This window comes from Variovorax sp. 01N429 (genome assembly GCF_056399425.1).
Window position 1 is genome coordinate 365,627 of record NZ_JBFTRG010000002.1, and the last position, 12,699, is coordinate 378,325.

Here is a 12,699-nt window from a genome sequence, read left to right on the forward strand (position 1 = left end):
GATGAGATCAGGCGAGTTGCGCAGCATCGGCGCTGCCAAAACGCTTTTCAATGTATTTTTCGACCAGTTGATGGAACTCGTTGGCGATGTTGTCGCCGCGCAGCGTGAGCGCCTTTTCGCCGTCGATGAAGACGGGGGCAGCAGGGGCTTCGCCGGTGCCGGGCAGACTGATGCCGATGTCGGCATGCTTGCTTTCGCCTGGGCCATTGACGATGCATCCCATCACCGCGACCTTCATGGTCTCGACGCCGGGATACTTCGTGCGCCACACCGGCATCTGCATGCGCAGATAGTCGTCGATTTGCTTGGCGAGTTCCTGGAACGTGGTGCTGGTGGTTCGGCCGCAGCCTGGGCACGCTGTGACGCTCGGGACGAAAACCCGCAGCCCCAGTGCCTGCAGGATCTCGTTGGCGATGACCACTTCCTGGGTACGCGATTCACCGGGCTGGGGCGTGAGAGAAACGCGGATGGTGTCGCCGATGCCTTCCTGCAGCAGGATTGAAAGCGCGGTGGCCGAAGCGACGGTGCCTTTCGTTCCCATGCCGGCTTCGGTCAAGCCCAGGTGCAAGGCATAGTCGCATCGCTTCGCGAGTTCGCGGTAGACCGAGATCAGGTCCTGCACGCCGCTGACCTTGCAGCTGAGGATGATCTGGCGCCCGTCCATCCCCATCGATTCGGCGAGCCGCGCGGATTCGATGGCAGACGTCACGAGCGCTTCGTACATGACCAGCTTCGCGTCCCATGGCTCGGCGCGCTGGCTGTTGATGTCCATGAGGCTGGCGAGCAGTTCCTGGTCGAGACTGCCCCAGTTGACGCCGATGCGAACCGGCTTGTTCCACCGCATCGCCGCATCGATCATCTGGCCGAACTGACGGTCGTGCTTGTCGCCCTTGCCGACGTTGCCGGGATTGATGCGGTACTTGCTGAGCGCTTCGGCGCAGGCCGGGTAATCAGTCAACAAGCGGTGGCCGTTGTAATGGAAGTCGCCGATGAGCGGAACATCGACGCCCATGCGATCGAGCTGCTCACGGATGTACGGCACCTGCGCGGCGGCCTCGGGCGTATTGACGGTGATCCGGACCATCTCGGAGCCGGCGAGCGCCAGTTCCTTGACCTGGATGGCGGTGCCGATCGCGTCGACCGTGTCGGTGTTCGTCATCGACTGGACACGCACCGGCGCATCACCGCCAACGGTGACCGTGCGAGCCCCCCAGGTCACGCTGGCTTGACGGGAGCGCCTTGCCTTGGGCGCGGCGGGTTCGATCGGCAGGCAGCCGATGGTGCTGAGGGCTTCAGTCATGATGTGTCGCTCAAGGTTTGACGTCGAAGCGTGCCACACCTCCGGAACGCGTGAGCGGCGCAAGGTCGAAAGGTTTGCCGCGCACTTGAACCTGCAGGCCGGCTGCGCGCCCCACCACCACGGTCAGTGGCAACTTGCCGTTCAATCCGACCGTTTCGCCGGCCTTGACCGTGCGATGTAGCAATTGCTTGCCGCCAGCTTCGGTCACGCTGACCCAGGTGTCGTCGCGCGCGACGAAGACGATCAGGTCATTGCTCGGGACGGCAGCCGCGGGAGCGGGCTCCTCCACCACCGCGGGTTCGGCGGGAGGTTGGACGACCATCGCCGTCGGCGGGGGGGCGGCTTCGTTCACCGCGCCTGGCGCGGCGGGCTCCGCCTTGGGCGCCACGGCGGCCTGTTCGGTCGCCGTGTCGCGTGTCGTCCAGCGGGAAATCGATGCGCCGAGTTCGTCGAAAAGCGACTGCGGAAGCCAGAACAGAACCGCGGCACCAATCAACAGCAATACAACCACCGTCAACAAGGCGCGAGACGGCAGTCCCCCGGCACCGCCACCCGAACGCGGTGACGAAGAACGCAGGCTTTTGCTGATGACGCGGTCCGCGTCGGCCAGCCCGGGGCGTTGTGCGCCTGGAAGCTTTGCCAGCACCGGGGCGGGATCGATGCGCAACGCCCGGCAGACGCTGGCCGCAAGAGCACGGGCGAACACCGGATCGGGCAACGACTCGATGTCGTCGGCTTCGAGCGCGACCAGCTTTTGCGGCGACACCTTCAGGGCAGCGGCGACCATGTCGATATGCAGGCCGTGCGCTTCCCTTGCTTCGCGCAGCATGTCCCCGGCAGTCATGTGCGTACTGTCGCCACCCACCAGGGGCACCGCCGCGGATGCCCCGAACTCGCTCGCACGCTCAATCATTGAAATTCCCGCGGTCGTATGCCGACGCTTCCTTGGAGTCAGGGAAACGACGCTGCAATTGCCCGCCCAACTGAGTGCTCGCCTCGCGGTTGTTCAGTTGGCGTTCGATCTTGATGCCCAGCCACAGCGTCTCGGCGCTGGCCGCTGGACTGTTGTTGACGCGTCGGATGTAGAACTGCGCCCTCGACCATTCGCCGCGCCCCGCCAGAAGTGCTGCCAGGTTGTAGGCAACCACAGGGTTGCCGGCTTCGAGTTCGTAAGCCTGCGTCAGGCTGCGCTCTGCTTCGGCCTTCTGGCCGGCCCTGAGCTGGCACAGGCCCTGGGTCATGAGCGTCTTGGGGCGTTCGGTATAGGACGGGACGGACAAGGCCGCCGTGAACTGCTGCTGGGCGTCGGCATAGCGGTTCTGCTGGCAAAGCAGCCACCCGTAGTTGTGAAGCACGTTCGGATCTCGCGGATCCAAGGCAATGGCACGGCGGAAGCTGTCCTCCGCGCCGGCCGGATCATCGAGCCGCATGTAAATCAGGCCGCGGAGGTTGTAGGCGTCGGCAAAGGTGGGGTCCGCCGCGACCGCCTGTTTGATTTCGTCCAGAGCGACCGTCGTCTGCCCTTGCTGGTAATACCCGATCGCGAGTTCGACGCGCAATTTGGCGCGCTTGCGGGCGTTGGTTTCGTCGGACTCCGTCACGATGGCTGCAGCATTGGCCGTGGAATTCGATGGCAAGCTCGCGTTCTTGGTGCTTACGCAGGATGCCAGCACGAAGACGGCGGCGAGGCCCAGGAGCGCTCGCATTGCTCGTCCGTGCAGTGTCGGAAAGGCCTTGCTCATCGGGTCATTGCTCCTCGGCTTTGGATTTGGATGCTCCGGCCCGGGCCGGATGCAAGATGACCGTGCGCCGCTGCGCCATGCGCTCCGCGGCATGGGTGCGGTCCTTCACGTCGCCGGCCAGTTGGCCGCAGGCGGCGTCGATGTCATCACCACGGGTCTTCCGCACCGTGGTCACGATGCCGGCTTCGCTGAGGATCTTCGCGAAAGTCAGCACACGGGGCTGCGGCGAACGCAGCAACCCGGACGCGGGAAAAGGATTGAAAGGAATCAGGTTGAACTTGCATGAAACGCCCTGCGACCGCACAACCTCAATCAGTTGACGGGCATGCTCAGGCTGGTCGTTCACGCCATCGAGCATGCAGTATTCGAAGGTAATGAAATCTCGCGGCGCATGCGCCAGATAGCGCTTGCAGGCGTCCAGCAGTTCGGCGATGGGGTACTTTCGGTTGAGCGGCACCAAGTCATTGCGCAACGGATCATTCGGCGCGTGCAGCGATACGGCGAGGGCAACGGGACAATCCGCCCCCAGGCGGTCGATCATCGGCACCACGCCCGAAGTCGAAACCGTGACACGCCGGCGCGAGAGGCCATAGCCGTTGTCGTCGAGCATGGTGCGCAAGGACGGCACCAGCGCAGAGTAGTTCTGCAGGGGTTCGCCCATACCCATCATCACGACATTCGAGATGACTCGCTCGCCGCGCACGAGATGCTTTCGCAGGAAATGCTCAGCAAACCACAATTGGGCAACGATCTCGCCGGTCGTGAGGTTGCGGCTGAAGCCCTGATGGCCCGTCGAACAAAAGCGACAGCCTACGGCGCAGCCAGCCTGCGACGAAACGCACAGCGTTCCCCGATCGTCCTCGGGAATGAACACGGCCTCGACCGCATTGCCGTCGCCGACATCGAAGAGCCACTTGATGGTCCCGTCGGTTGATTCATGCTGCGTGATCACCGGGAGCGCCTCGACGCGTGCGGTGGTCGCGAGTTTCTCGCGCAGCGTCTTGGCGAGGTCGGTCATTTGCGCGAAGTCGCTGGCGCCCCGTTGGTGGATCCAACGGAACAGCTGCGTCGCGCGGAAGCGCTTTTCACCCAGCCGTTCGCAAAACGCGGCCAACCCCTCCAGATCGAAGTCGAGCAGATTGGCCGTAGTCATTGCGTCGGGGCGTGGGGCGACCTTCAGCGCGCGTAGACGTTGAGGCCGGCGAAGAAGAAGGCGACTTCGTTCTTGGCTGTTTCAGGAGCGTCCGAGCCATGCACGGCGTTGGCGTCGATGCTGTCGGCGAAGTCGGCGCGAATGGTGCCGGCGGCTGCCTTCTTGGGGTCCGTGGCACCCATCAGGTCGCGGTTCTTGGCGATGGCGTCTTCGCCTTCGAGCACTTGAACGAATACCGGGCCCGAGATCATGAATTCGACGAGGTCCTTGAAGAAGGGGCGCTCCTTGTGGACAGCGTAGAACTGCTCAGCTTCGCTGCGCGACAGGTGCACGAGCTTGGCGGCCACGATCTTGAGGCCGGCGGCCTCGAAGCGGGAAACGATCTTGCCGATGACGTTCTTTGCAACGGCGTCGGGCTTGATGATGGAGAGGGTGCGTTCGATGGCCATTGAAGTGCTTTCCTGAGTGCTTGAATTTGAATGGAATTCATCAGTGCCGAAATGCTGACATTGCGGCGCTTGACAAAGCCCATGATTTTAGCCGGCGAGACAGCATCAACCCGCGAGTAGCGAGCGAAAGACTGCCGCCGAATCGAATATCAGCGACCGCGACGGCGACCGCCGCCACCGCCGCCCTGCCCGCCGAAGCCGCCGCCCGATGGACCGCCACGGCGCGGCCCCTGGCGTTGCTCCTTGCGCTGGCGCGAAAAGCTGTCGGCGCCGATATAGCCGAGTGATGTCTTCATCGGGTCGGGCTGATTGGCACCGCTGGGATGGCGATCCTCACCTGGGCGATTCCGGCCCTGCTGGCCTTGCCCCTGCCCTTGCTGGTCGCCGCGATTGCGACGTCCTTGCGGTGGCCCCTTGCCTCCGCCCATTCCCCGGTCAGCCCGCTCGGATCTCGCGCCAGGACCATGTGCCAGCGGATTCGGGATCGGCGTGTCGCGGTCATTTCCCTGTGGACTGCCGCCGTTGCGGTTGCCGCGCCGCTTGCGATTGCGGCCGTTGCGCCCGCCGCCGTCCTGGCTGGGGCCCTTGCCGCTCCCGTTTCCGTTGGCGCGTCCGGGCCGCTCCGCAGCGCCGCCGGCGGCCTGGAACAAGGCTCGGATGTCGCGTTCGTCGAGCTCCATCCAGGCGCCCCGCTTGAGACCGCGCGGCAACACCATGGCGCCGTAGCGGATACGAATCAGGCGGCTGACCGCATGTCCGACGGACTCGAAAAGCCGTCGCACTTCACGATTGCGCCCCTCGGAAATCGTCACCCGATACCAGCAGTTGGAGCCTTCGCCGCCACCTTCTTCGATGGTGCCGAACTGCGCCATGCCGTCGTCGAGCCGAACTCCGTCGAGCAGGCGCTGCTTCTCTTCGCTGCTCAGCGCGCCGAGCACCCGAACGGCATATTCGCGTTCGAGGCCGAAGCGGGGATGCATGAGCTGGTTGGCCAACTCGCCTGAGCTCGTGAAAAGCAGCAAACCTTCCGTGTTGAGATCCAACCGGCCGACGGACTGCCACTTGCCCTGCTGCAGGCGCGGCAGCTTGCGAAATACTGTCGGACGGTTTTGCGGATCGTCGTGGGTGACGACTTCGCCCACGGGCTTGTGATAGGCGATCACGCGCGCCGGGGGTGGCGCGATGCGGTAGCGAATCGGCTTGCCGTTGAGCTTGACCTGATCGCCATATTGAATACGCTGACCGATGTGGGCCGGCTCGTTATTGACCGAAATGCGACCCTGGAGAATGAGTTGCTCCATTTCCAGACGCGAACCCAGTCCGGCCTGCGCCAACACCTTGTGCAGCTTCGGCGAATCGGCTTCCGGCAAGAGCACTCGCTTGAGCGGCGGAACCTCGGGGCTTTCCTCATCAGCGTCGAACTGGCCCGAAATCACGTCCGCAAAGCGGATGGGTTCGGGGGGTGGCGCATTCCGCTGCTCACGCTCGGCAGCACGGCGGGCGCGGTCGAGATCGTCCTCTTCCTCGTCCGGCTCGTAATCTTCATCCTCTTCCACTTCGTCATGAGACGAGGATTCATCCGCTGCTGCAGGGAGTTCCCTCTCTGCTTGCTTTGCTGGCCTCGCTGGCTTCGCTTCCTCGGCCTGCTCTGCCGGACGCTCCTCGGCAACCTGCACCGGCAACTCGCCGGACGTCACAGCCTCGTCGGATACGGCTTCAACGGGCGTTTCGCCAACCGGTTTCCGCCGGCGTGGTCGCCGCTTGCGCGGGGCCTCGGCGGCTTCGTCGGTCGTGGGGATGGCCGCTCCTTCCGCAGGTTGGCTTGGCGCGACATCCCCTCGCTCCTCGATAGCGGGTTCGGTCGGCAGAGTGGCTGCGTCTTCGGGATTCTTGGGGCTCATGGTCGGGTTCCGGAAGGGACGGCGGTGGTGTCGGCCTCATCGGGCGCTGCTTCTGCGTCGACGGGAGAGGAGGATGGGGACGTTTCGGGCTCGGCACTTGTCTGCGCGGCCTCGCCGAAGCTGACGAACGTGTCGTCGAGCTCGCGGATTTCGCGGGCTACGGTCTCGGGCTGCGGCTGCTCTGCAGGATCGGCAACAACGGCAACTTCGGCTTCCGCCGTTGGGGCCGGCTCGGGATCGGCCAAGGGCTCTTCGATCGGCAAGGCCGGCTGGTCGCCGTCGCCGCGAGCCGCCTGCTGCAGGGCATCGATGAGCGTGCCTTGCTGTGCTGGAGATTCGATCACCGGCAACTGATCGAGAGAGGCGAGGCCGAGATCGTCGAGAAACTGCCGGGTGGTCGCGTAGAGCCCCGGCCGCCCGACAGTCTCGCGGTGGCCGATGACTTCGATCCAGTTGCGATCTTCGAGTTGCTTCAGGATCTGGGAGTTGATGGTGACGCCTCGGATGTCTTCCATGTCTCCGCGCGTCACGGGCTGGCGATAGGCAATGATCGCCAGCGTCTCGAGGGCGGCTCGCGTATAGCGCGGCGGCTTCTCGGGATGCATGCGGTCAAGGTGGTCGCGCATTTCGGGGCGACTCTGGAAGCGCCAGCCGCTGCCGACACTCACGAGTTCAAGGCCGCGCTGCGACCAGTCTTCCTGCAATTCGATCAACAGCGACTTGATCGTGTCGGCGCCCAGTTCGTCGTCGAACAGCACGCGCAGTTCGCGCACCGGCAACGGCTGGGTCGAACAGATCAAGGCGGTTTCGAGAATGCGCTTGGCATCCGCCGTATTCATGGTTCGCGTTATCCGGGAAAAGGCGCCTCGAGGACGCTTGTTCAGATGGATGGAAGAAGGCGCTGCAGGCACGCGGCATTCGCAGCGCGAGGCCGGCATCAGGTCGCCGGCGCGGCCCTCGGGACCGTCAGGCGCGATTGTAATCCAGCCCCCAGTCCGACAGACCGTGCACGAGATCCGGCGGCGGCGGCGACAGAAACTCCATCGCTTCGCCGGTCATCGGGTGCACGAATCCGAGCCTGAACGCATGAAGCGCCTGCCGCGTCAACCCGGCCGCATCGGCCCCGCCGTAAAGCCCGTCGCCGACGAGGGGATGCCCTATGGACGCCATGTGCACGCGAATCTGGTGCGTGCGCCCCGTCTCCAGGGTACACCGCACTGCACAGCCGATATCGTTCGTGTCGAGCAACTCGATCAGCGTGCGCGCCGGTTTGCCCGAATGCCGCTCCAGGTCGACGACCGCCATTCGAAGGCGGTTGCGCGGATCGCGGCCGATTGCGCTGTCCACGTGCCGTGCCCGGGTGCCCTGCCAGCTCCGGTGCGCGAGCGCAAGGTACTGGCGCTTCACTTCGCGCGCGGCAATCAACGCCACCAGGGCGTCCATGGCTGCCCTACTGCGCGCGACCACCATCAAGCCGCTCGTGTCCCGGTCGAGCCGGTGGACGATGCCGGCACGCGGAAGCAATGCAGCTTTCGGATCGAGCGCCAGAAGCCCGTTGAGCAAAGTGCCGCTCCAATTTCCCGGAGCCGGATGAACGACCAATCCTGCCGGCTTGTCGATGATCCGGAGGTGCTCGTCCTCGAAAAGGACTTCGATATCAATGGCCTCAGGCCGAAACGCCTGGCTTTGCGGCGTTGGCCGCAGTTCGACGCGCCCCGATTCGCCGGCATGAACGGAAGCGGACGGCTTGGTGATCACCCGTCCCTGGAGTTCGACGACACCGGCCTCGATCAATTGCTGCAGGTAGCTGCGTGAAAACTCGGGCACCAGCGCCGCGAGCGCACGGTCGAGTCGCTGCCCGTGCTGGGCTTCGCCGATCAGGAAATTGCGAATCTCGCTGGCTTCGGACAGGTCACCGGCCTCCTCGTGCTCGGCCGCCTCCGAGGGGTTGCCCGAGGGGCCGGCCGATATAATTGACGGCAACTGTTTCACGAAAGCCTTCTTTGATGTTTCGCGCCAAATTATCGGTTGTCCCTGGTTGGCTGGCCTTGTGTGCAGCGGTATGGCTGGTGGCCGGCTGCTCATCCACCAAGGAAGATAAGACGGCGAACTGGAGTCCCAACAAGATTTACTCCGAAGCCAAGGATGAGGCCGACTCCGGCGCGTACGACAAGGCCGTGCCGCTCTACGAAAAGCTCGAAGGCCGCGCCGCCGGGACGCCGCTGGCGCAGCAAGCCCAGGTCGACAAGGCCTATGCCCAGTACAAGGCTGGCGACAAGGTGCAGGCGGTTGCAACGCTCGACCGCTTCATGAAGCTCCACCCCGCGAGTCCGGCGTTCGACTACGCGCTGTATCTCAAGGGTGTGATCAACTTCAACGACGACCTTGGCCTCTTCTCTTTCATGACGCGCCAGGACTTGTCCGAACGCGACCAGAAGGCAGCCAAGGAATCGTTCGCGTCCTTCAAGGATCTGGTGACCCGCTTCCCTGAGTCGCGCTATGCGCCGGATTCGCGTGCGCGCATGAATTACATCGTGAATTCGCTCGCGCAGTATGAAGTGCACGTCGCGAGGTACTACTACGAACGAGGCGCCTATCTCGCGGCCATCAACCGCGCTCAAGCGGCGGTGGCGGATTACCGGGACGCTCCCGCACTCGAAGAAGCCCTCTACATCATGGTCATGTCCTACGACAAGCTCGGGCTCACCGATCTTCGTGACGACGCGAAGCGCGTGCTGACCAAGAATTACCCTCAGAGCACATACATGGCGCGCGGCTTCCGCTCCAAGGATGATCCTTGGTGGAAGCTTTGGTAGCTCGTAAGCCCCCCGGCTTTTCACTCCGCTATCGCTTCGTGTAACTCCACCCCCCAAGGGGGAGGCCCGGCCGCCTTGGGGCGGCCCGGCGGCGGCCGGTGGATTGGCCCCCCGGCTTTTCACTTCGCTTCGCTTCATGTAACTCCACCCCCCGAGGGGAAGGTACGGCGCCTCGCGGCGGGACGGCGGTGGTGGATCAAACTTGTCGGCTGCTTGCCAGGTTGGCTACGGCGGTGTCGAAATCTTCTTCGGTTTCGATTCTTCGCATGGGCGGGAGCGCAGCCAGCAGACGACGGCCGTAGCCCATGGCGATGAGTCGTGTGTCGCAGATGGCGAGGACGCCCATGTCTGTCTCCCGACGAATCAGGCGGCCGGCGCCCTGCTTGAGGGCGACGGCTGCTTCGGGTAGCGAATAGTCGCTGAAGGCGCTTCGTCCCTGAGATTCAAGGCGTTGGGAACGGGCCTCTACCAATGGATCGTTGGGCGGCGGGAAGGGCAATTTGTCGATGACGACGAGCTGCAGGGCATCGCCAGGGGCATCGAATCCTTCCCAGAACGACGCCGATGCGACCAGCACGCAACCACTTCGGCCCTCGGTGGCGCCCTCTCGGAATCGATCCATCAACGTGCGCTTTGGCAGCTCGCCTTGCACCAGCACTTCAGGTCGCAGCGCCGGCTCCACGGTCTCGAATTCCTGGCGGATCACGTCGCCGATGGTGCGCAATGCGCGCAGGGTCGTCGTCAGGACCAAGGTGCGGCCACCCAGTTGAATGGCACCCCGAGCGGCAAGACCAGCGACGCGTTGGCCATGAGCGGGGTCGTTGGGCTTGGGAAAAGCGCGCGGCACGTAAAGAGCCGCCTGGCGTGCGTAGTCGAACGGGCTTTGAACACGCAGGACTTCGGCATCGTCAAGGCCACAAGGCTCGGTGAACCATTTCAGCCTGGGATCGTCGCCGAGCGTGGCGGATGTGAATATCCACGCACGCCCATCGTCCTCCGGGCTGGCCGCGTCGGTCTTGAGCACGCGCGTGCGCACCGCCTCGGCAATGTCCAGCGGGGATTCGACCAGCCGCAACTGCGAGCCGACGTCAACCCATCGCACGGAGCCTGTGGGACAAACCTTGGCAAAGCGTTTTGCGCGCTCGGAAAGTTGCTGCGCGCGGTCATGCAGACGCACGAAGTCGGGGGAAAGCTCGCTCACGGTATCAAGCGCACGCGCAGCCGCCTCGAAAGCTTGCTGCAAAGCATCGAGCGCGCCCTGCCAGGCGTCCACACCGACGCCTTCAGGCGATTCGGCGGACCAGCGCAGCTTGGTGCCCGGGTATTGCTTGCCGACGGACAACCTCAACTCGCGCGAGCCATGCTCGACCGCGGCCACCACTTGCTGCCAGTCGACCAGCCCGCGCGCATGCTGGAGTCCTGCGGCCAGTAAATCGCGGGCGAAATCGAGCGCCTGTCCGCTACCGAGTTGCACACCCAGGAACTGGACGCCCGTCTCGTTCAACTGATGGGCTTCATCGAAAACCACGACCCGAACGGTTGGCAACAACTCCGCCATGCCCGACTCGCGCACGGCCAGATCGGCAAAAAACAAGTGGTGATTGATGACCACGACGTCAGCCGCCATGGCCTCGCGTCGCGCGAGATTCACGTGACACGGCTTGAACTGGGGACATTGCGCGCCCAAGCAGTTTTCACGCGTGGAAGTCACCAGGGGAATCAATGGCGAGCGCTCATCCAGGCCCGGAAGTTCAGCCAGGTCACCCGTGCGAGTCGACTTGGACCACTGTTCGATCTTCGCAAGGGTGCGCAAGGTGGCGCGTTCAGGCATGGATGCGTCATGGCGCGCGAGGTCGAGCCGGTGCAGACATAAATAGCTTGCGCGTCCCTTGAGCAAGGCGGTGCGCACCGGCAACGCGAGCGACGCAACAAGCCGGGGCAGATCACGGCCGAACAATTGGTCCTGGAGCGTCTTGGTGGCGGTCGACAAGAGCACCCTCTCTCCGCTCAGCAGCGCAGGCACGAGATATGAAAATGTCTTGCCCACGCCGGTCCCCGCCTCGACCACGAGCACGCCGCCTTCTTCGATGGTCCGCGAAACCGCGAGCGCCATTTGCGTCTGCCCTTCGCGCTCGCGGAATTGTTCGGCCGCCTGCGAGAGCACGCCATCCTGCGCGAAGGCCTCGCGCACTTCTTGCTCGAGGGACATCAGGCTGGCTCTTGGGGATCTAGAGCGCGTTCCAGGCGCGCGATCTCGTCACGCAGCCCCAGTCGCCGCTTTTTGAGGCGTCGCAACAGCAGTTCGTCGCGCGGAACTGCATCCCCAAGCCTGTCGATAGAGGCGTCGAGGTCGGCGTGTTCGATCCGAAGCTCGATCAACTGTCGCGAAATAGAGTGAAGATTGGAGTCCAACGTGCGCAATTCACAAACGGCGCATTTTCGCGGCTCTTCCGCCGCTTGCGTTCACTCGATAATACGTCTTCGTCCAGCTCGCACGAAAACATGAGAGATCGCGCCGTCGGCGCCTCAGCGCCCACATGACCCGAAGCTTTCGACTCGCCGCCGCTACCGGCCTCCACCAAGGCGATCGCCCCTACCAGCAAGACCAAGTCCTCATCATGACCCATCCGCGGGTGTCCGGCTGCGTGCTGGGCGTCGTCGCGGACGGCATGGGCGGCCGCAGCGGTGGGCGCAAGGCCTCCGACCAGGTCCTGATGACGGCGCGCCAGCTCTTTGGACGCTACAAGCCGGGCCGGGACGAACCTGTCGCCGTGTTGCGGCAAATACTCGACGACGCCCACACGGTGATCAAGCTCACCGCAGTGTCGAGCGAACAGGAACCGCACAGCACGCTGGCGGCTTTCCTCATGAATCCCGAAGGCGACTGCGCGTGGGTCCATGCCGGCGATTCGCGCATCTATCACTTTCACAAAGGTCGGCTGGTCAAGCGCACCAAGGACCATTCGTATGTGCAGGTGCTGGTCGACCGCGGCGAGATCAACGATGAAGAAGCGAATCTGCACCCGCAGAGCAACATCCTCCTAGGGTGCCTCGGCATGAAGTCGACGCCGCCGCCGGTCGATATCCACTTCATCCCGCGCATGGTGACCGGCGACGTGCTGATGGCGTGCAGCGACGGCCTTTGGCACTACTTCACCCCCGAAGAGATGGGTGCACTGCTGTCCGATCAGCCTCCGCGGGCCGCTGTCGAATTGCTGGTGGCCGAAGCGCGCCGCCGTGCACGAGGAACGGGGGACAACATCTCCATCGTCGTGCTGAAACTCGAGCCGCTTCCGGTCGAAGCCTGAGCATTGAAGCGCCAAGGCTCCGCGGCGCCT

The 12,699-nt window shown here is 64.1% G+C and carries 12 protein-coding genes; 2 read left to right on the top strand and 10 right to left on the bottom strand.

All coding sequences use genetic code 11. The annotated features are described in order from the left end of the window. Positions 1–7: 7 nt before the first annotated feature. The 8 genes from ispG to AC1DSF_RS05025 all read right to left on the bottom strand — a co-directional run bounded on the left by ispG (position 8) and on the right by AC1DSF_RS05025 (position 8,537). Positions 8–1,300 (bottom strand): flavodoxin-dependent (E)-4-hydroxy-3-methylbut-2-enyl-diphosphate synthase, encoded by a 1,293-nt coding sequence (gene ispG / locus AC1DSF_RS04990; RefSeq protein ID WP_478144436.1) that lies wholly within the window; start codon positions 1,298–1,300, stop codon positions 8–10. 10 nt (positions 1,301–1,310) lie between these two features. Further along, positions 1,311–2,213 carry a helix-turn-helix domain-containing protein gene (locus AC1DSF_RS04995; RefSeq protein WP_478123756.1) on the bottom strand — a complete coding sequence of 301 codons (903 nt, stop codon included), beginning with the start codon at positions 2,211–2,213 and terminating at the stop codon, positions 1,311–1,313. Then, the gene (gene pilW / locus AC1DSF_RS05000) at positions 2,206–3,042 is read right to left on the bottom strand and encodes a type IV pilus biogenesis/stability protein PilW (RefSeq protein WP_478123757.1); all 837 of its coding nucleotides are present in this window, start codon (positions 3,040–3,042) and stop codon (positions 2,206–2,208) included. Before pilW ends, AC1DSF_RS04995 begins: the two co-directional genes overlap by 8 nt. 4 nt (positions 3,043–3,046) lie before the next feature. Further along, positions 3,047–4,195: a dual-specificity RNA methyltransferase RlmN gene (rlmN, locus tag AC1DSF_RS05005; protein ID WP_478123758.1), complete on the bottom strand. Its 1,149-nt coding sequence runs from the start codon at positions 4,193–4,195 to the stop codon at positions 3,047–3,049. A 23-nt stretch (positions 4,196–4,218) separates the two neighbouring features. After that, positions 4,219–4,644 (bottom strand): nucleoside-diphosphate kinase, encoded by a 426-nt coding sequence (gene ndk, locus AC1DSF_RS05010; protein WP_286568383.1) that lies wholly within the window; start codon positions 4,642–4,644, stop codon positions 4,219–4,221. A 149-nt stretch (positions 4,645–4,793) separates the two neighbouring features. Next, positions 4,794–6,545, bottom strand: coding sequence for a pseudouridine synthase (locus tag AC1DSF_RS05015; protein WP_478123759.1), 1,752 nt, complete (start codon positions 6,543–6,545; stop codon positions 4,794–4,796). Next, a complete protein-coding gene (scpB, locus tag AC1DSF_RS05020; RefSeq protein WP_478123760.1) occupies positions 6,542–7,384 on the bottom strand; it encodes an SMC-Scp complex subunit ScpB in 843 nt (280 codons plus the stop codon). Before scpB ends, AC1DSF_RS05015 begins: the two co-directional genes overlap by 4 nt. Positions 7,385–7,511: 127 nt before the next feature. Next, positions 7,512–8,537: an RluA family pseudouridine synthase gene (locus AC1DSF_RS05025; RefSeq protein ID WP_478123761.1), complete on the bottom strand. Its 1,026-nt coding sequence runs from the start codon at positions 8,535–8,537 to the stop codon at positions 7,512–7,514. 14 nt (positions 8,538–8,551) lie between these two features. Here AC1DSF_RS05025 and AC1DSF_RS05030 point away from each other — a divergent pair, with 14 nt between their 5' ends. Next, positions 8,552–9,361, top strand: coding sequence for an outer membrane protein assembly factor BamD (locus tag AC1DSF_RS05030; protein WP_478123762.1), 810 nt, complete (start codon positions 8,552–8,554; stop codon positions 9,359–9,361). A gap of 196 nt (positions 9,362–9,557) precedes the next feature. Here AC1DSF_RS05030 and AC1DSF_RS05035 read toward each other — a convergent pair whose 3' ends face one another. Beyond that, positions 9,558–11,570, bottom strand: a complete 2,013-nt coding sequence (locus tag AC1DSF_RS05035; protein ID WP_478182424.1) for an ATP-dependent DNA helicase — start codon at positions 11,568–11,570, stop codon at positions 9,558–9,560. Next, positions 11,570–11,773, bottom strand: a complete 204-nt coding sequence (locus AC1DSF_RS05040; protein ID WP_478123764.1) for a DUF465 domain-containing protein — start codon at positions 11,771–11,773, stop codon at positions 11,570–11,572. The genes AC1DSF_RS05035 and AC1DSF_RS05040 overlap by 1 nt, the downstream gene beginning before the upstream one ends. 125 nt (positions 11,774–11,898) lie before the next feature. On the opposite strand from AC1DSF_RS05040, the gene AC1DSF_RS05045 reads away from it, so the two are divergent. Continuing rightward, positions 11,899–12,669: a PP2C family protein-serine/threonine phosphatase gene (locus AC1DSF_RS05045; RefSeq protein ID WP_478123765.1), complete on the top strand. Its 771-nt coding sequence runs from the start codon at positions 11,899–11,901 to the stop codon at positions 12,667–12,669. Positions 12,670–12,699: the final 30 nt, after the last annotated feature.